Source organism: Microbacterium sp. GQ128 (genome assembly GCF_059758615.1).
Genome location: NZ_JCAXDY010000003.1, coordinates 333,939 through 353,817 on the forward strand (window position 1 = coordinate 333,939; position 19,879 = coordinate 353,817).

Annotated in this window: 12 protein-coding genes; 11 read left to right on the forward strand and 1 reads right to left on the reverse strand. The window is 67.2% G+C overall.

What is annotated here, in order from left to right; translation table 11 throughout:
- Positions 1-14 precede the first annotated feature (14 nt).
- The 4 genes from AC6CHX_RS11825 to AC6CHX_RS11840 are packed head-to-tail and all read left to right on the forward strand — an operon-like array spanning position 15 to position 4,209.
- The gene (locus AC6CHX_RS11825; RefSeq protein ID WP_498272972.1) at positions 15-989 is read left to right on the forward strand and encodes a carbohydrate ABC transporter permease; all 975 of its coding nucleotides are present in this window, start codon (positions 15-17) and stop codon (positions 987-989) included.
- Complete coding sequence (locus AC6CHX_RS11830; protein WP_136042923.1) at positions 986-1,819, forward strand: carbohydrate ABC transporter permease; 834 nt, start codon at positions 986-988, stop codon at positions 1,817-1,819. Before AC6CHX_RS11825 ends, AC6CHX_RS11830 begins: the two co-directional genes overlap by 4 nt.
- The gene (locus tag AC6CHX_RS11835; protein WP_498272973.1) at positions 1,816-3,324 is read left to right on the forward strand and encodes a glycoside hydrolase family 3 protein; all 1,509 of its coding nucleotides are present in this window, start codon (positions 1,816-1,818) and stop codon (positions 3,322-3,324) included. Before AC6CHX_RS11830 ends, AC6CHX_RS11835 begins: the two co-directional genes overlap by 4 nt.
- A gap of 15 nt (positions 3,325-3,339) precedes the next feature.
- Entirely contained in the window at positions 3,340-4,209 is an 870-nt protein-coding gene (locus AC6CHX_RS11840) for a MurR/RpiR family transcriptional regulator (protein ID WP_498272974.1), read from the forward strand.
- Positions 4,210-4,309: 100 nt separating this feature from the next.
- Here the strand turns inward: AC6CHX_RS11840 and AC6CHX_RS11845 are convergent, their stop codons facing one another.
- Positions 4,310-5,230, reverse strand: a complete 921-nt coding sequence (locus AC6CHX_RS11845; RefSeq protein ID WP_498272975.1) for a sugar kinase — start codon at positions 5,228-5,230, stop codon at positions 4,310-4,312.
- A gap of 163 nt (positions 5,231-5,393) precedes the next feature.
- Between AC6CHX_RS11845 and AC6CHX_RS11850 the strand changes: the two genes are divergently transcribed.
- The 7 genes from AC6CHX_RS11850 (at position 5,394) to AC6CHX_RS11880 (ending at position 19,811) form a co-directional block, all read left to right on the forward strand.
- Positions 5,394-7,067 carry an ABC transporter substrate-binding protein gene (locus AC6CHX_RS11850; RefSeq protein ID WP_498272976.1) on the forward strand — a complete coding sequence of 558 codons (1,674 nt, stop codon included), beginning with the start codon at positions 5,394-5,396 and terminating at the stop codon, positions 7,065-7,067.
- 88 nt (positions 7,068-7,155) lie between these two features.
- Complete coding sequence (locus AC6CHX_RS11855) at positions 7,156-8,160, forward strand: ABC transporter permease (RefSeq protein ID WP_136042918.1); 1,005 nt, start codon at positions 7,156-7,158, stop codon at positions 8,158-8,160.
- A 34-nt stretch (positions 8,161-8,194) separates the two neighbouring features.
- Complete coding sequence (locus tag AC6CHX_RS11860) at positions 8,195-9,160, forward strand: ABC transporter permease (RefSeq protein WP_376103577.1); 966 nt, start codon at positions 8,195-8,197, stop codon at positions 9,158-9,160.
- The gene (locus tag AC6CHX_RS11865; protein ID WP_498272977.1) at positions 9,157-10,863 is read left to right on the forward strand and encodes an ABC transporter ATP-binding protein; all 1,707 of its coding nucleotides are present in this window, start codon (positions 9,157-9,159) and stop codon (positions 10,861-10,863) included. Before AC6CHX_RS11860 ends, AC6CHX_RS11865 begins: the two co-directional genes overlap by 4 nt.
- 297 nt (positions 10,864-11,160) lie before the next feature.
- Positions 11,161-14,664 carry a DNA-directed RNA polymerase subunit beta gene (gene rpoB, locus AC6CHX_RS11870; protein WP_498272978.1) on the forward strand — a complete coding sequence of 1,168 codons (3,504 nt, stop codon included), beginning with the start codon at positions 11,161-11,163 and terminating at the stop codon, positions 14,662-14,664.
- Positions 14,665-14,744: 80 nt separating this feature from the next.
- Positions 14,745-18,620, forward strand: a complete 3,876-nt coding sequence (gene rpoC, locus AC6CHX_RS11875) for a DNA-directed RNA polymerase subunit beta' (protein ID WP_029261838.1) — start codon at positions 14,745-14,747, stop codon at positions 18,618-18,620.
- 261 nt (positions 18,621-18,881) lie between these two features.
- Positions 18,882-19,811: a PfkB family carbohydrate kinase gene (locus tag AC6CHX_RS11880; protein WP_498272979.1), complete on the forward strand. Its 930-nt coding sequence runs from the start codon at positions 18,882-18,884 to the stop codon at positions 19,809-19,811.
- Positions 19,812-19,879 lie beyond the last annotated feature (68 nt).

Here is a 19,879-nt window from a genome sequence, read left to right on the forward strand (position 1 = left end):
GAAGCATCCCTTCCATGTCGATGGTGCAAGCGCCACTGCCGGCCACGAAGGCGGAGTCCCCCTCCGCCTCCGTGGCCGGCGGCCGGAAGCGACGCGGTCTCTCGATCGTCGCGGCCCGCCCCTGGCTTCTTCTCGCGCCCGGGCTGGTCATCCTCGCGGTGCTCATGCTCTGGCCTCTCGTCCAGGTGTTCATGTACTCGCTGCAGGATTACGGCCTGCGCGAGATCAACACCGGTGAGAGCAACTGGATAGGTCTCGACAACTACGTCGAGGCGCTCACCAACCCGACTCTCTGGACGGTGGTGCTGCCCAACACGGTCGGCTTCGCCGCCGTGGCGGTGTTCGTCACCGTCGCCGTCGGCACGCTCGTCGCCCTGCTGCTCGCGCGGCTCGGCACCACGTGGCGCGTCATCGTCTCCAGCTGCATCATGGTCGCCTGGGCGATGCCCGCCGTGACCGGCACCTACGTCTGGACCTTCATCTTCGACGCCGACCGCGGCATCTTCAATCAGGTCCTCACCGACCTCGGGCTCATGGACGACCCGGTCAACTGGTTCACGAACCAGTGGTCCTTCTACGCCATTGTGCTCCTCAACGTCGTGCACCACGGCTTCCCGTTCGTGGCGATCACGGTGCTCGCCGGACTCCTCGGCGTCTCGAAGGAGATGCTCGAAGCGGCGGCTCTCGACGGCGCCGGCGCCTGGCGTCGCTTCTGGAAGATCATCTTCCCGACGCTGCGTCCCGTGTTCTCGGTCGTGATCATCCTCTCGACCATCTGGGACTTCAAGGTCTTCGCGCAGGTCTACCTGATGCCCGGCGGAGGCGGCGGCAACCGCCAGGTGCTGAACCTCGGCGTCTGGTCTTACGTGGAGTCGTTCGGGCAGAACCGCTACGGCTTCGGCGCGGCGCTCGCTGTGCTGCTCACGCTCGTGCTGATCGGCATCACGATCGTCTACATCCGCTCCCTCATGAAGGAGGACGAGCTGTGAACCCGCGCCCTCGGCTCCGCTCCCGGATCGGACTCGGCATCGCGGTCGCCGCGGTCCTGATCTTCACGCTCTTCCCCGTCTACTGGATGGTCTCCAGCGCATTCGACGGCAAGGCCTCCAGCGGTGGGCAGTCGCTCATCCCGCAGGAGTTCACGTGGGACAACTTCGCGTTCGTCCTCACCGACGGCGGCTTCGGCACCTACCTGCGCAACTCGGCCATCGTCGCCCTCGTCACCGTGCTCGTCAGTGCCCTGGTGTGTCTGCTCGCGGCTGTCGCGGTGGCGCGATTCAAGTTCAAGTTCCGCACGACGATCCTGATGATGATCCTCGTGGTGCAGATGGTGCCGCTCGAGGCGCTCGTCATCCCGCTGTTCCTGCAGGTCAAGAGCCTCGGACTGCTCAACAGCATCCTGGGCCTCATGGTCGTCTACGTCGCCCTGTCGCTCGCCTTCGGCATCTGGATGCTGCGCGGATTCGTCGCCGCCGTCCCGGTCGAGCTCGAGGAGGCCGCATACATCGACGGCGCCAGCTGGTGGCGGATGTTCCGCTCGGTGCTGCTGCCGCTGGTCATGCCCGGCCTCGTCGCGACGAGCATCTTCAGCTTCATCACGGCGTGGAACGAGTTCATCTTCGCGATGACGATCCTGGGTGCCCAGACCGACCAGTACACGGTCTCGATCGGTCTCAAGTCGTTCTTCGGCCTGCACTCCAACGACTGGGGCAGCATCATGGCGGCGTCGACCATCATCACTGTCCCGGTCATGATCTTCTTCGTGCTGGTGCAGCGCAAGCTCGCCTCCGGCATGGTCGCGGGAGCCGTGAAGGGATGACCGACGAGCTCGAGCGCCTCGCGAACGGGGTGCTGTGGCCGGGATTCTTCGGCACCGAGGCGCCGGAGTGGCTGCGCGCCGAGCTGCGTGACGGCCTGGCCGGGGTCGTGTACTTCGGTCAGAACGTCGGCGAAGGCCTCCCGGCGCTCAGCGCGGCGATCCTCGACGCGAACCCCGACGCCCTGATCGGCATCGACGAGGAGGGCGGCAGCGTCACCCGCCTGGAATCCGCCACGGGGTCGACGGTCCCGGGAGCCGCTCAGCTGGGTCTCCTCGACGACCTGGTGGCCTCGGAGAAGACCGGGGCGGAGCTCGCCCGACGCGTGCGCGCGGTCGGCGCCAACGTCGTGCTCGGTCCGGTCGCCGACGTCAACACCGACCCCCGCAACCCGGTCATCGGCGTGCGGGCCTTCGGCGACGACGAGGCACTCGTCTCGCGGCACGTCGTCGCCACGATCGACGGCATCCAGGACGCAGCGGTCGCTGCATGCGTCAAGCACTTCCCGGGTCACGGCGACACCCACATGGACTCGCACCACTCGCTCCCGGAGATCACGCTCGACCTCGACGAGTTCGAACGCGTGCACCTGGAGCCGTTCCGTGCCGCTGTCGATGCCGGCGTGGATGCGGTGATGACCGCGCACATCGTGGTCCCCGCGTGGGGTGAGCAGCCCGCGACACTCAACCCGCGTGTGCTGGGCATGCTGCGGGATTGGGGTTACGACGGCGTCATCATCACCGACGCGCTCGATATGGCCGCCATCCGCGAGACGGTCGGGCTCGGCGGGGGAGCGGCCCTGGCACTCGCTGCCGGCGCCGACCTGCTCTGCATCGGCAACCCGACCAACCCGGGCGATGCCGCGCTCCCCGACCAGGATGAACGGGACTTCCGCGCTACCCGCGATGGGATCGTCGCCGCACTGCGCGACGGCTCGCTCTCGCGCGAGCGCGTCGAAGAGGCGGCCCGCCGGGTCGCCGACCTCGCTGCGAAGCTCCGGGCCGCCGCCGACCGCGACCAGGGACCCGCCGACGACTTCGACGCCGCGGAGATCGTGCGTCGCGTCCTGACGGTCACCGGCGATGCCCCCGCTACGGCATCCGAGCTCGCCGTGATCGACGCCCGTCGCCGCTCGACGCTCGCGGTCGACAGCGCCGGCTCGTATGTCGCGAACGCCCTTGCCGATGAAGGACTGCGCGTGCGGCTCGATGTCGCATCCGCCCCGCTCGCCGAGCAGGACCGCGTGCTGGAAGAGGTCACCGCGGCCCCGGGCACGACGGTGCTGCTGATCGACCGACCGGACACGGATGACGCGCAGCGGGCTCTCGTCGAGCGGGCGGCGGTGCGCGATCCGGCAGCGGTCGTCGTGAACGTCGGTCTTCCGACGGCGAACGCGCTGCCGCTTCCGACCGTCGAGGTCGCCGCGGCCAGTAGGCTCGGTGCGCAGATGGCTCGCGATGCGCTTCTCGGACGTTTCGCAGTGCAGCAGAGGACCAGCGCCGGCTGAGGACAGGATCACTCCATGGACGATGACGTTCTGGCACGTGTGCGGCGCTCGCTCTCGAAGCTGAGCGCGGCGGAGGCACGTGTCGCGGAGACGATCCTCGGCGACCCGACACTCGTCGTCGACCTGGCGATCAACGACCTCGCCCAGCTCTGCCGCACCTCGCTGTCGACGGTGGCCCGTTTCTCCCAGTCGCTGGGGTACAGCGGCTACCGGGAGCTGCGCGTGGCGGTCGCGCGCGCGATCACCCTGGAACAGGCGCAGCAGGCGCGGTTCGGTCTGGACACGACGGCCATCGATCCGGACGACGGGCCGACGGCCATCGCCGCGAAACTCGCCGCGCAGGAGATCGACGCGATCGAGAAGACCGCGCTCGCTCTCGATGCCGCTGCCCTTGACCGGGTCGCCCGTGCGGTGGTCGACGCCCGACACATCGATCTCTTCGGCCAGGCGGCTTCGTCGTTGACGGCGCAGGACCTGCTGCTGAAGCTGTCGCGCATCGGGTGCTCGGTCTCGCATTCGCCGGATCCACATCTCGCGGTGACGACGGCCTCGCTGCGGACCTCGGACGACGTCGCGATCGCGTTCTCGCACGGCGGTGAGACTGCAGAGACCCTGCGTGCTCTCGAAGTCGCCCGGGACGCCGGCGCGCTGGCTGTCGCCGTCACCAGCGTCGCGGAGTCCGCCCTGGCGCTCGCGGCGGATGTGGTGCTCCTCACCCACGCGCACGAGTCGCCGTTCCGGATGGCGGCGATGTCGAGCCGGATCGCCCAGCTCGCTCTGGTCGACGTGCTGTTCGTGCGCGTGGTGCAGCACCGGGGCGAACCGGTCGCCGTGTCGCTGCAGCGCACCCACGACGCGGTGCCCGCCCGCCGCCGCCGCAGCTGAACCCCATGCCTCCCCGCGTGGGGAGGAGTCCCCCGTGTCGGGCGGAGAAGCCCGAGGCAGAGGTCCGCCCCACGGCGAGTTCTCCGCCGCGGCGCGCGGCTCAGTCGACGTGGTCGCGAGTGCTGAGGAGCGCCCGGGTCGCGATGCGGTGCCCGCGGGCGACGCTCCCCGTGAGGGACAAGCCGGTCAGCACTCCGGCGAGGAATCCCGCTGCGAACGCGTCGCCCGCACCGATCGTCTCCACCACCGGCACGTCGAGTGCGTCACTCTCCGCCCGCTCTTCGCCGTCGAAGGCGACGGCACCGCGGGAATCGGTGACCGCCAGGTATCGAGGCTGGGGGAACAGCGCGCGCAGCTCCTGCGGGTCGCCGGTCCCGAACACGGCCTCGGCATCCGGTCGGGTGCAGAACACGATGTCGGCGCGGCGGGCGAAGTCCGAGACGGTCGCTTTGCCCTCCGCTTCACGCCCACGCCACAGGGCGGGCCGCCAGTTCAGGTCGAAGCTCACCAGCCGATCGGGACGACGGTCCGTGAACAGCGCATCCTGGGCAGCCAGCGCGGATGCCGAGATGGCGGGCGTGATCCCGGAGGTGTGCACGAGCGCGGCCTCGGAGAGGAGGGCGGATGCCGTCGGCGTCACCAGCGTCCGGGGTGAGAGAGCAGCGGCGGCGGAGCCCGCCCGGTAGTAGTGCATCGTCCCGTCCACGATCCCATCGGAGCGGGCGGAGAGCTCCTTCACGTAAAGCCCGGTCGGGGCCTGATCGTCGACTTCAACCGCCGCGTCGTCCACGCCGTGCGCGCGCAGCTCCGCGGTGAGGAAGCGACCGAAACCGTCGTCGCCCACGCGGGAGAGCACCGATGTCCGGATGCCCGCAGAGGCCAGGGCGATCGCGGTGTTCCACTCGGCGCCGGCCAGGGAGCGATGGAAGGTGCGGCAGTCCTCCAGCGGTCCGGCGGTGGCGGCGACGAGGGCGACCATGCCCTCGCCGAAGCAGACGGCGAGCGGGGTGGAGTCGGGCACGGTCTGGACACTACCCGATCGACGCGGCTCACGCCGATACCGGATTGCAACGTGTATTGGTTTGGCATCTGCCGATCTGCTGGGTACCGTCGAGTCATCACCGTCGCCGAGGCGAAGAAGCCTCGGGACGCGCAACGAAGCGCCCGACAGGGAAGGTCACACAATGCACCAATCAGTCAAGCGTCGGCGAGGACTCATCGCCGTCACCGGAGCCACGATCGCCGCGATCGCCCTCGCAGGGTGTGTCGCCAGCGAGCGAGGCGATGACGGCTCGGACGCCGGCGGCGATGTCGACGGCACGTTCGTGTTCGCGGCATCCTCCGACCCGGCCAGTCTCGACCCCGCGTTCGCTCAGGACGGCGAGAGCTTCCGTGTCTCGCGCCAGATCTTCGAGGGACTGGTCGGCACCAAGCCCGGCACGGCAGACCCGGCACCGCTCCTCGCCGAGGAGTGGAAGTCGTCGGACGACGGCATGTCGCACACGTTCACCCTCAAGGAGGACGTGACCTTCCAGGACGGCACCCCGTTCAACGCCGAGGCCGTCTGCGTCAACTTCGACCGCTGGTTCAACTGGACCGGTCTCGCCGCGTCCGAGGCGTTCGGCTACTACTACAACAAGCTGTTCAAGGGGTATGCCTCCAACGCGGCCGATGCCGTGTACAAGTCGTGCACCCCCGATGGCGACTACTCGGTCACGATCGAGCTGAACAAGCCGTTCGCCGGTTTCATCCCGTCGCTCTCGCTCCCGTCGTTCGCGATGCAGAGCCCCTCGGCGCTGCAGGAGTTCGGTGCGGATGAGGTCGCCGGCTCCGCCGAGGCACCGCAGCTGTCCGAGTACGCGATGGGGCACCCGGTCGGCACCGGCCCGTACCAGTTCGACGAGTGGGCGCCGGGCGAGCAGGTCACGCTCAAGGCCTACGACGACTACTGGGGCGAGGCAGGCCAGGTCGACGAGATCATCTTCCGCACGATCGACGACCCGACAGCTCGCCGCCAGGCGCTCGAGTCCGGCTCGATCGACGGCTACGACCTGGTCGGCCCCGCCGACACCAAGGCGCTGGACGACGACGGCTTCACGATGGTGTCGCGCCCGCCGTTCACGATCCTCTACCTGGCGTTCAACCAGGCGATCCCGGAGCTGCAGGACCCGAAGGTCCGTGAAGCGCTGTCGTACGCGGTCGACAAGGACGCCCTCATCAGCCAGGTGCTCCCCGAGGGCACCCAGAAGGCGACGCAGTTCGTGCCGGAGGTCGTCAACGGGTACAACCCCGACGTCACGACGTTCGACTACGACCCCGAGAAGGCCAAGGAGCTGCTCGCCGAGGCCGGCTACGACGAGGCCAACCCGCTGAAGCTCACCTTCAACTACCCGGTCAACGTCTCGCGTCCGTACATGCCGGACCCCGAGCAGATCTACACCGTTCTGTCGTCGCAGCTGTCCGAGGTCGGCGTCGAGACCACCCCGGTCTCCGAGGAGTGGGTCGAGTACCTCGACCGCACCACCGGCACTGCCGAGCACGGCATCCACCTCCTCGGATGGACCGGCGACTACAACGACACCGACAACTTCGTCGGAGTCTTCTTCGGGCAGAAGAGCTCCGAGTGGGGCTTCGACAACCCGGAGCTGTTCCAGAAGCTGACCGAGGCGCGCGGCGTCTCCAAGCTCGAGGAGCAGACGCCGCTGTACGAGGACATCAACGAGATGGTGGCCGAGTTCATCCCCGGCGTCCCGCTCGCGCACCCGGCGCCGACACTGGCGTTCGACCCCCGCGTGAAGAGCTACCCGGCCAGCCCGGTGAACGACGAGGTCTTCACCGACATCGTCCTCACCAAGTAATCGGCCTGACCACCTGATATGCCGAGTCCCGGTTCCGCACGAGTGCGGGACCGGGGCACGGCGTACCTTCTGATCGACGGAGATCTTCGTGCTGCGCACCATCGGCAGGCGACTGCTGTTCCTCATTCCCACTCTGTTCGGGCTCAGCATCCTGCTGTTCGCCTGGGTCAGAGCCCTTCCCGGCGGCCCCGCGGTCGCCCTTCTCGGCGAGAAGGCCACACCGGAGGCCGTCGCCAGGGTCAACGAGCTCTACGGCTTCGACAAGCCGCTCATCGAGCAGTACTTCATCTGGATCGGACGTCTCCTCCAGGGCGACTTCGGCACCTCCATCCAGACGAACCGACCTGTGGTCGAGGAGTTCATGCGCCGCTTCCCGGCGACGCTCGAGCTCAGCGTCATGGCGCTCATCTTCGCGGTGGGCGTCGGTATCCCGCTCGGATACTGGGCCGCTCGACGGCACGGCAAGTTCACCGACCACGCGTCGGTGGTGATGAGCCTGGTCGGCATCACCATCCCGGTGTTCTTCCTGGCATTCATCCTGAAGTACGTCTTCGCCGTGCAGCTCGGATGGCTGCCGTCTGATGGCCGTCAGGATCCTCGGATAGACGCGACCCATCCCACCGGGTTCTACGTGTGGGACGGCATCATCACCGGAGAGTTCGACGCCGCGTGGGATGCCATCCTGCATCTGATCCTGCCCGCGCTCGCGCTCGGCACCATCCCGCTCGCCATCATCGTCCGCATCACCAGAGCCAGCGTGCTGGAGGTGCAGAACGCGGACTACGTGCGCACGGGGCGGGCGAAGGGCGTCGGATCCTCGACACTCCGCAGCCGCTTCATCCTGCGCAATGCGATGCTCCCGGTGATCACGACCATCGGTCTGCAGACCGGACTCCTGATCTCGGGCGCGGTGCTCACCGAGACGGTGTTCGCGTTCCCCGGCATCGGGTCGTTCCTCGCGAGGGCCATCTTCACCAGGGACTTCCCCGTGCTCCAGGGATTCATCATCTTCATCGCCATCGCGTACGCGCTGATCAACCTGGCGGTCGATGTCTCCTACAGCTTCATCGACCCGAGAGTGAGGGTGCAGTGATGTCCCTCCCCATCGTCCGAAAGGAGGCGGTCGTATGAGCATCGCTCTCCCGCCCGCCCAGGGCCCGTCCGCGGAGAGCGGCGGCAGCATCGACACCGTCGCGATCGCCCAGGCGGATCTGAAGAACGGCTCCGGCGGATACTGGCGAGACGTGTTCCGCCGGCTCCGCCGCAATCCGACGGCGTGGATCGGCGCGATCATCGTGCTGCTGTTCCTCCTCGTCGCCGCCCTCGCGCCGTGGCTCGCTCCCTATCCGGAGACGGCACTGCCCGGCGCGAAGTACATCACCCCGACCCACATCCCCGGCCCCGGCGAGGTGCCGGAGTTCCCCCTGGGACTCGACCGCTTCGGCGGCGACGTGCTGTCCAAGCTCATCTGGGGTGCACAGGCATCGCTCATGATCGGCGTGATCTCCACCGCGATGGGGCTCGCCGGCGGAATGATCCTCGGCCTCCTCGCCGGCACGTTCGGCGGATGGGTCGACACGCTCATCATGCGCGTCGTCGACATCATCCTGTCGGTTCCGAACCTGCTGCTGGCAGTCTCGATCGCTGCGATCCTCGGACAGACCCCGTTCGCGATCATGATCGCGATCGGGGCGTCGCAGGTGCCGATCTTCGCGCGTCTGCTGAGGGCCTCGATGATGCAGCAGCGATCGAGCGACTATGTGCTCTCGGCGCAGACCCTGGGGCTCGGCCGTGGCAGCATCACGATGTCGCACGTGCTGCCCAACGCCATCGGTCCCGTGATCGTCCAGGGCACCCTGACGCTCGCGACCGCCGTGATCGATGCGGCAGCGCTGTCGTTCCTCGGTCTCGGCGGCGGCGGACCCGCGACCGCCGAGTGGGGGCGCATGCTCACCTACGCGCAGGCCGAGCTCGCGATCGCACCGTGGCTCGCGTTCCTCCCCGGCATCTGCATCGCCGTCACCGCGCTCGGCTTCACCCTGCTGGGCGAAGCGTTGCGCGAGGCGATGGACCCACGGACGAGGGCGCGATGAACGCCCGCGACGAAGGCGCGATGCGCGCCGCGAAGGAGAATCAGATGTCGACCGAGCCGCTGCTGTCGGTCCAAGGACTCGCGGTGGACTTCGCCACTCTGGACGGGGTCGTGCACGCCGTCGAGGGGGTGGACCTCGAGATCCGTCCCGGTGAGACCGTCGCGATCGTGGGCGAGTCCGGTTCCGGCAAGTCGACGACGGCCATGGCCATCATCGGCCTGCTCGCCGGGGGAGGGAAGGTGGCGTCCGGCAGCATCCGGCTCGACGGGAAGGAGATCTCCCACGCGCCGGAGCACGAGCTGCGGACGATCCGTGGTCGCGACATCGGCCTCGTCCCGCAGGACCCGATGTCGAACCTGAACCCGGTGGCGAAGATCGGCACCCAGGTGGCGGAGGCGCTGCTCGCGCACGGACTCGCCACTCGGCAGAACGTGCAGGCGAAGGTGGTCGAGGCCTTGACCGCCGCCGGCCTCCCCGACCCGGAGCGCCGTGCCAAGCAGTATCCGCACGAGTTCTCCGGCGGCATGCGTCAGCGGGCGCTGATCGCGATCGGTCTGGCGTGCAATCCGCGACTGCTGATCGCCGACGAGCCGACCAGTGCGCTCGATGTCACGGTGCAGCAGACGATCCTCGACCAGATCGGGCAGATGACCCGCGAGCAGGGGACGGCCGTGCTGCTCATCACGCACGACCTCGGACTCGCCGCCGAGCGCGCGGAGCGGGTGGTCGTGATGCATCGAGGCAGGGTGGTCGAGCAGGGCGCCGCCCGACAGATCCTCGAGGACCCGCAGCATCCGTACACGCAGTCGCTCGTCAAAGCGGCGCCGTCGGTGGCGGCGGCGCGGCTGCGGCCGGAGGCGTTCCGGGTGCAGGAGAGGGACGCGGAGGCGGATGCCGTCGTCGACGCAGCGCCCGCCGACAACATCGTCGAGATCGAGAACCTCACCAAGGTGTATCCGGTGCGGGGCCGCGGCGAGGACTTCGTGGCCGTGGACGATGTATCGCTGGTGATCCCCCGCGGTGAGACCGTCGCGATCGTGGGGGAGTCCGGTTCGGGCAAGACCACGACCGCGCGGATGCTCCTGAAGGTGATCGAACCCACGAGCGGGCTGATCCGCTACGAGGGCAAGGACATCGCGTCGCTGAGCAAGGCGGAGACGAAGGAGTTCCGCCAGCAGGTGCAGCCGATCTTCCAGGATCCGTATTCGAGCCTGAACCCCATGTTCACGATCGAGCGGCTGATCGGGGAGCCGCTCGACTTCTACAAGCGGGGGAGCAGCGCCGACCGGCGTGCGCGCGTTCGCCAGCTGCTCGACGACGTGGCGCTGCCGCAGTCGATGCTGCGCCGGTATCCGTCCGAACTGTCCGGCGGTCAGCGGCAGCGTGTCGCGATCGCGCGGGCGCTCGCGTTGTCTCCCGATCTGATCGTGTGCGACGAGCCGGTGTCGGCGCTGGACGTGCTGGTGCAGGACCAGATCCTGAAGCTGCTCGGCGACCTGCAGCGCGAGTACGGCCTGAGCTACCTCTTCATCTCGCACGACCTCGCGGTGGTGCGCCTCATCAGCGACTACGTGTGCGTGATGAAGGACGGGAAGCTCGTCGAGGCGGCGTCCTCGGAGGAGATCTTCACGAACCCGCGCGACCCGTACACGCGGCGTCTGCTGGCGTCGATCCCGGGCAACGAGCTGAACATCGCGTCCTGAGCTGCCTCGCCGAGACCCCGGTCTTCCGCCGAGACCCCGCGTTGCGGGCATCGGCAGGCCGGGGTCTCGGCGCGAACACGGGGTCTCGACGGAGGTGCTCGGATGCTCATACCGCAGCATCCGAGATTGGTCAAGGATTGAGGTTGCCATGTCGCACAATCGTGCGTATAGTTGGTAGTTGCGCTCGCTTCTCCCTGCCCTCATATGGTGGTCGGCATCTGTTGAGTTCCCGGGCGCACACTCCACCTGACGACAAAGGAATCGAGAAGCCCTGCGGGGCTCACGGAGGTTATTCCCTTGGCTGCTGCTCGCAACGCATCCACATCCACCACCACCAAGAACGGACGCGGAGCTTCCCGTCTTTCGTTCGCCAAGATCTCCGACACGCTGACTGTCCCAGACCTTCTTGCCCTGCAGACCGAGTCCTTCGGTTGGCTGGTCGGAAACGACGCCTGGAAGGCGCGCGTCGCCGAGGCCAAGAAGCAGGGTCGCACCGACGTCAACGAGAACAGCGGTCTCGGCGAGATCTTCGAGGAGATCTCTCCGATCGAGGACCTCGGCGAGACGATGCAGCTGTCGTTCACGAACCCGTACCTCGAGCCGGAGAAGTACTCGATCGAGGAGTGCAAGGAGCGTGGCAAGACCTACGCCGCTCCGCTGTACGTCGAGGCCGAGTTCATGAACCACCTCACGGGTGAGATCAAGACCCAGACGGTCTTCATGGGCGACTTCCCGCTCCAGACCGACAAGGGCACGTTCATCATCAACGGCTCCGAGCGCGTCGTCGTCTCGCAGCTCGTGCGCTCGCCGGGTGTCTACTTCGACAAGACCCCCGACAAGACGAGTGACAAGGACATCGTGTCCGCTCGCGTCATCCCGAGCCGTGGTGCCTGGCTCGAGTTCGAGATCGACAAGCGCGACCAGGTGGGCGTGCGCGTCGACCGCAAGCGCAAGCAGTCGGTCACGGTCTTCCTCAAGGCGCTGGGCATGACCAGCGAGGAGATCCTCGCCGAGTTCGCCGGCTACACCTCCATCGAGGAGACGCTCGCGAAGGACACGATCGTCACGAAGGAAGATGCGCTCCGCGACATCTACCGCAAGCTCCGTCCAGGCGAGCAGGTCGCCGCCGAGGCCGCCCGCGCGCTGCTGGACAACTTCTACTTCAACCCGAAGCGCTACGACCTGGCCAAGGTCGGTCGTTACAAGATCAACCACAAGCTGGGCCTGGACCAGCCGCTGACCTCTTCGGTGCTCACCGTCGAAGACATCGTGGCCACGATCAAGTACCTCGTCCGCCTGCACGCTGGCACCGAGGAGACCTTCACGGGCATCCGCGGTGGCAAGAAGGCCGAGATCCGTCTCGCGACCGACGACATCGACAACTTCGGCAACCGTCGCATCCGCGCGGTCGGCGAGCTGATCCAGAACCAGGTCCGCACCGGTCTGTCCCGCATGGAGCGCGTCGTCCGCGAGCGCATGACCACGCAGGACATCGAGGCCATCACGCCGCAGACCCTGATCAACGTGCGCCCCGTCGTCGCCGCGATCAAGGAGTTCTTCGGAACGTCGCAGCTGTCGCAGTTCATGGACCAGAACAACCCGCTCGCGGGTCTGACCAACAAGCGTCGTCTCTCCGCGCTCGGCCCCGGTGGTCTCTCGCGTGACCGCGCCGGCGTCGAGGTCCGTGACGTCCACCCGTCGCACTACGGCCGCATGTGCCCCATCGAGACGCCTGAAGGCCCGAACATCGGTCTGATCGGTGCTCTCGCGACGTTCGCGCGCATCAACTCGTTCGGTTTCATCGAGACCCCGTACCGCAAGGTCGTCGACGGTGTCGTCACCGAGCAGATCGACTACCTGACGGCTTCCGAAGAGGTCGACTTCAACATCGCGCAGGCCAACGCCCCGCTCGATGCCAAGGGTCGCTTCCGCGAGAGCCACGTCCTGGCCCGCCCCAAGGGCGGCAGCGGCGAGGTCGACCTGTTCGTTCCCGAGGAGATCGGCTACATCGACGTCTCCCCGCGCCAGATGGTGTCGGTCGCGACCTCGCTCGTGCCCTTCCTCGAGCACGACGACGCACAGCGCGCCCTCATGGGCGCCAACATGCAGCGTCAGGCTGTGCCGCTGCTGCGCAGCGACTCGCCGCTCGTCGGAACCGGTATGGAGGGCTACACGGCCATCGACGCCGGTGACGTGCTCACCGCCGAGAAGGCCGGTGTCGTCTCCGAGGTCTCCGCGGACCGCGTCGTCGTCATGCTCGACGAGGGCGGCACGCAGGAGTACCACCTGCGCAAGTTCGACCGCTCCAACCAGGGCACGTCGTACAACCAGAAGGTCGTCGTCAACGCCGGTGAGCGCGTCGAGGTCGGAGAGGTCATCGCCGATGGCCCCGCCACCGAGAACGGCGAGCTGGCCCTCGGAAAGAACCTCCTCGTCGCGTTCATGACGTGGGAGGGCTACAACTTCGAGGACGCGATCATCCTGAGCCAGGACCTGGTGAAGGACGACACCCTCTCCTCGATCCACATCGAGGAGTACGAGGTCGATGCGCGCGACACCAAGCTCGGCAAGGAGGAGATCACCCGTGACCTCCCCAACGTCAGCCCGGAGCTGCTGAAGGACCTCGACGAGCGCGGCATCATCCGCATCGGCGCCGAGGTCCGCCCCGGGGACATCCTCGTCGGCAAGGTCACGCCGAAGGGTGAGACCGAGCTTTCGGCCGAGGAGCGTCTGCTCCGCGCGATCTTCAACGAGAAGAGCCGCGAAGTCCGTGACACCTCGCTGAAGGTGCCCCACGGTGAGCAGGGCACGATCATCGCCGTCAAGGAGTTCAACGCCGAGGACGGCGACGACGAGCTCGGCTCGGGCGTCAACCGCCGCGTCGTGGTCTACATCGCCCAGAAGCGCAAGATCACCGAGGGTGACAAGCTCGCCGGCCGTCACGGCAACAAGGGTGTCATCGCGAAGATCCTCCCGATCGAGGACATGCCGTTCCTCGCGGACGGAACTCCGGTCGACATCGTGCTCAACCCGCTCGGCATCCCCGGTCGAATGAACTTCGGCCAGGTCCTGGAGACCCACCTCGGGTGGATCGCCAAGCAGGGCTGGAAGGTCGAGGGCACTCCGGAGTGGGCTGCGAAGCTCCCGAAGGACGCATTCGAGGCCGCTCCCGGCACGAAGGTCGCCACCCCGGTGTTCGACGGTGCGAGCGAGGAGGAGATCGCCGGTCTCCTCGACGCGACCATCCCGACCCGCGACGGCGTGCGCCTGATCGACTCCTCCGGAAAGGCCCAGATGTTCGACGGCCGCTCGGGCGAGCCGTTCCCGGCTCCGATCTCCGTGGGCTACATGTACATCCTGAAGCTGCACCACCTGGTCGACGACAAGATCCACGCACGTTCCACGGGTCCGTACTCGATGATCACCCAGCAGCCGCTCGGTGGTAAGGCGCAGTTCGGTGGACAGCGCTTCGGTGAGATGGAGGTGTGGGCCCTCGAGGCCTACGGCGCCGCGTACGCGCTCCAGGAGCTCCTCACGATCAAGTCCGACGACATCCTCGGCCGCGTCAAGGTGTACGAGGCGATCGTCAAGGGCGAGAACATCCAGGAGCCCGGCATCCCCGAGTCCTTCAAGGTGCTCATGAAGGAGATGCAGTCGCTCTGCCTGAACGTCGAGGTCCTCTCGGCGGACGGCACGCTGGTCAACCTCCGCGACACCGACGATGAGGCGTTCCGCGCCGCAGAAGAACTCGGTATCAACATCTCCAGCCGCTTCGAGGCCGCCTCGATCGACGAGATCTAATCCGCTGGTGTGCTCGGGAGCCTCGCTCCCGAGCACACCCCAGCAGACTTCTCAAAAAGAATTCCGACACAGGAGAATCAGTGCTCGAGTCAAACACTTTCGATGAGCTTCGCATCGGCCTGGCCACCGCGGACCACATCCGCGCGTGGTCGTACGGTGAGGTCAAGAAGCCCGAAACCATCAACTACCGCACCCTGAAGCCGGAGAAGGATGGTCTCTTCGGAGAGCAGATCTTCGGCCCGTCCCGCGACTGGGAGTGCGCCTGCGGCAAGTACAAGCGTGTCCGCTTCAAGGGCATCGTCTGCGAGCGCTGCGGCGTGGAGGTCACCAAGAGCTCCGTCCGTCGTGAGCGCATGGGTCACATCGAGCTCGCCGCTCCCGTCACCCACATCTGGTACTTCAAGGGCGTGCCCTCGCGTCTCGGCTACCTGCTCGACATGGCGCCGAAGGACCTCGAGAAGGTCATCTACTTCGCCGCCTACATGGTCATCTCGGTCGACGAGGATGCTCGTCACCGCGACCTGGGCACGCAGGAGAACAACATCCGTCTCGAGCTGAAGACGCTCGGCGACCGCCGCGACTCCAAGATCGCGGAGCGCCTGGCCAAGCTGGAGGAGGAGCTCGCTGCTCTCGAGGCAGAGGGTGCCAAGGCCGACGCCAAGAAGAAGGTGAAGGACGCCGCCGAGAAGGAGATGTCCCTCATCCGCAAGGGTGCCGACGAGCAGATCGCCAAGCTCGAGCGCGTGTGGGAAGACTTCCGCACCCTCGAGGTCGGGGCGCTCCGCCCCGAGGACGACGTCTTCCACGAGCTGCAGGACCGCTTCGGTCAGTACTTCGAGGCCTACATGGGCGCCGAGTCGATCCAGCGTCGCCTCGCGGCGTTCGACCTGGTCGCCGAGGCGGAGAACCTGCGCCTGCAGATCTCCGAGGGCAAGGGCCAGCGCAAGATCCGTGCGATCAAGCGCCTCAAGGTCGTCAGCTCGTTCCTCGAGACCGGCATGAGCCCGGCCGCGATGGTCCTCGACGTCGTCCCGGTCATCCCGCCGGAGCTGCGCCCGATGGTCCAGCTTGACGGTGGCCGTTTCGCGACGTCCGACCTGAACGACCTGTACCGCCGCGTCATCAACCGCAACAACCGTCTTCGTCGTCTGATCGACCTCGGTGCCCCCGAGATCATCGTCAACAACGAGAAGCGCATGCTGCAGGAGGCCGTCGACGCACTGTTCGACAACGGCCGTCGCGGTCGTCCCGTCACCGGTACCGGCAACCGTGCCCTGAAGTCCCTCAGCGACATGCTGAAGGGTAAGCAGGGTCGTTTCCGCCAGAACCTGCTCGGCAAGCGCGTCGACTACTCGGGCCGTTCGGTCATCATCGTCGGCCCGCAGCTGAAGCTGCACCAGTGCGGTCTGCCCAAGCAGATGGCGCTGGAGCTCTTCAAGCCGTTCGTGATCAAGCGTCTGATCGACCTCGGTCACTCGCAGAACATCAAGGCCGCCAAGCGCGCGGTCGAGCGCACCCGTCCCGAGGTCTGGGACGTGCTCGAGGAGATCATCCGTGAGCGTCCGGTTCTGCTGAACCGTGCACCCACGCTGCACCGCCTCGGCATCCAGGCGTTCGAGCCGCAGCTCGTCGAGGGCAAGGCCATCCAGCTGCACCCGCTCGTCTGCGCGGCGTTCAACGCCGACTTCGACGGTGACCAGATGGCTGTGCACCTGCCGCTGTCGGTCGAGGCTCAGGCCGAGGCCCGCGTGCTGATGCTCGCCTCGAACAACATCCTGAAGCCGTCCGACGGACGCCCGGTCACCCTGCCTTCGCAGGACATGATCATCGGTCTGCACCACCTGACCACGGTCAAGGAGGGCGCAGCCGGTGAGGGCCGTGCATTCGGTTCGGTGGGCGAGGCGATCCTGGCCAAGGACGAGGGCACCCTCGACCTGCAGGCGAAGATCCGCATCCGCATCCCGGGTCTGACCTTCCTCGAGGGCGAAGCTCCCGAGGGCTACGAGCGCCACGGTCTCGTGGACGCTTCGCTGGGTCAGGCGATCTTCAACGACACGCTGCCGAAGGGCTACCCGTTCGTCCGCGAGCAGGCTGACAAGAACAAGCTGTCGCAGATCGTCAACAAGCTGGCCGAGGAGTACCCCAAGGTCGAGACCGCTGCATCGCTGGACCGCATCAAGGACGCCGGCTTCTACTGGGCCACGCGCTCCGGTGTGACCGTCGCCCTGAGCGACATCCTCACCCCGCCGAACAAGGCGGAGATCGTCGCCGGCTACGAGAAGCAGGCCGCGAAGGTCCAGTCGCAGTACGAGAAGGGTCTGACGACCGACTCCGAGCGTCGCCAGGAGCTCATCAAGATCTGGACCGAGGCTACCGACGAGGTCCAGGCCGCGATGAAGGCGAACTTCCCGGAGGACAACACCATCAACCGCATGGTGTCCTCGGGCGCCCGTGGTAACTGGCTGCAGATCCGGAACATCGCCGGTATGCGTGGTCTGGTGAACAACCCCAAGGGTGAGATCATCCCGCGTCCGATCATCTCCTCGTACCGCGAGGGTCTGTCGGTTGCGGAGTACTTCATCGCGACGCACGGTACCCGTAAGGGTCTGGCCGACACCGCTCTGCGTACCGCCGACTCGGGCTACCTGACCCGTCGTCTGGTGGATGTCTCGCAGGACGTCATCATCCGCGAAGAGGACTGTGGCACGTCGAAGGGCCTCGAGCTCCCGATCGCCGCTCCGAACTCGCAGGGCGAGCTGGTGCGCGACGCGAACGTCGAGAACTCGGTGTTCGCTCGTACCCTGGCCTCCGACGTGGTCGACAGCAAGGGCGAGGTCCTCGCTTCTGCCGGTGACGACGTGGGTGACGTGCTGATCGACAAGCTGGTCGCTCTGGGCGTCGAGACCATCAAGGTGCGCTCGGTCCTGACCTGCGACTCCGCCGTCGGTGTCTGCGCACAGTGCTACGGCCGTTCGCTCGCGACGGGTAAGACCGTCGACATCGGCGAGGCCGTCGGCATTATCGCGGCCCAGTCGATCGGTGAGCCCGGTACCCAGCTGACGATGCGTACCTTCCACACGGGTGGTTCGGCATCGGCGGATGACATCACGCAGGGTCTTCCCCGTGTGCAGGAGCTCTTCGAGGCGCGTACCCCCAAGGGCGCGTCGCCGATCGCCGAGGCCGATGGCCGCATCGCGATCGACGAGACCGACAAGGGCAAGAAGGTCATCCTGACGCCCGACAGCGGTGAAGAGCCGGTCATCTACCCGGTGCTGAAGCGTGCGACGCTTCTCGTCGAGGACGGGCAGCACGTCACGGTCGGTCAGCCGATCCTGGTGGGCACGCTCGACCCCAAGGAGATCATGCGTGTCATGGGTGCTCGCGAGGTGCAGCGTTACCTCGTCGGCGGCGTCCAGGGCGTGTACCGCTCGCAGGGTGTGCCGATCCACGACAAGCACATCGAGGTCATCGTCCGTCAGATGCTCCGCAAGGTCACGGTCGTCGATCACGCCGACACGAACCTGCTGCCGGGTGAGATGGTCGACCTCAAGCGCTACCAGTCGATCAACCGCGAGACCGTGGCAGAGGGCAAGCGCCCCGCGTCGGGCCGTCCGGAGCTGATGGGTATCACGAAGGCGTCGCTCGCGACCGAGTCGTGGCTGTCGGCCGCCTCCTTCCAGGAGACGACCCGCGTGCTCACCGAGGCTGCGATGCAGGGCAAGCGCGACCCGCTGGTCGGTCTCAAGGAGAACGTCATCATCGGTAAGCTCATCCCCGCCGGAACCGGTCTCTCGAAGTACCGCGACGTCACGGTCGAGGCCACCGAGGAAGCCAAGAGCGAGCGCTACCCGAACCGGATCTTCGCATCCGACGGTGCGTACGCCGACGGTGACTTCGGCTACGTCGACTTCGACGCGTTCTCGACGGACGACATCACCCCCGGTACTTATAACTGAGTGCTGAGTGATTGAGGAAGGCCCCGGGTTCGCCCCGGGGCCTTTTTCGTGCCCTCGGTGATGTTGCCGGTCCCGCCGAGTGCACAACTTCGGAGATCGCGGTGGGCGCGCCGCCCTCTGGGCCGTCGGCGCGGCGTGTCGGGCCTGATCTCCGAAGTTGTGCGGCGGACGCGTCGCCGGGAGGAGCCTCGATCGGCAGCGGACATCGTGTGGCGCGTGCGAGGTGCGGGGTGAGCGCCGGGGGCGCGGTAGTGTCGGCGGGTGAGCAACGAGACATCCTCCTCCCGGTCCGTGGTCGTGATCGGCGACGCTCTGATCGACGAGATCCACGACCAAGCCGGTGTGCGCGAGCTCGTCGGCGGGGCAGCGCTGAACGTCGCCGTGGGCCTTCGTCGGCTGGGGATCGACACCACGCTGATCGCCATGGTGGGCGAGGATGAGGCCGGCGCGCACATCCGCGAGTATCTGTCCGATCACGGGGTGCGTCTGATCGCCGGTGATGCGCCGCTCGGCTCATCACGCGCGATCGTGCGGCGGGCGGCGAACGGTGAGCCGGAGTACGTGTTCAACGAGGCGGCTCGGCAGCGCAGCATCCGTTACTCCGACGAAGCACGCGAGGCGATCGTGGATGCCGGGCTCGTCGCGGTCAGCTGCTTCCCCTTCGACGAGCCGACAGAGGTGGATGCTCTCGTCGACGCCCTCGCGGATGCCCGCGTCGCACTCGATCCCAATCCCCGCCTCGGGATGCTGCGTGATCGCGTCGAGTTCGTCCGCGGTTTCGAGCGGATCGCCGCATCGGCTGCCATCGTCAAGGTCGGCGCCGACGATGCAGCGGTTCTCTACGATGGCGACCTCGACGCGCTGCGCGGGCGCCTTCGCGAGATCGGCGCCGCCGCGGTGCTGGCGACCGCGGGCGCTGCCGGGGCCACGCTCGACACGGACGCTGGCATCCTCTCCGCACCGATCACCCCGCTCGCCGGTGACGTGATCGATACGGTCGGTGCGGGAGACGCGACGCTCGCAGCCGTCGCCGCCGGGCTGGTGTCCGACTCACCGAACGCGCTGGATGAATGGCGCGTGCTCCTCATCCGGGCAATGGACATCGCGGCCGCGACGTGTCGTGCGGAGGGCGGTCTGCTGCGCACTCCGGAGTCGTCGGCGGATGCCCAGCGCGGGGTCCGTGGCAGCTGACGGTTCGATTTCTTGCACCCGCCTCGGGCAGGTATGCTTGTCTTTCGTGCCCCCGGTTGGCTGTTCAA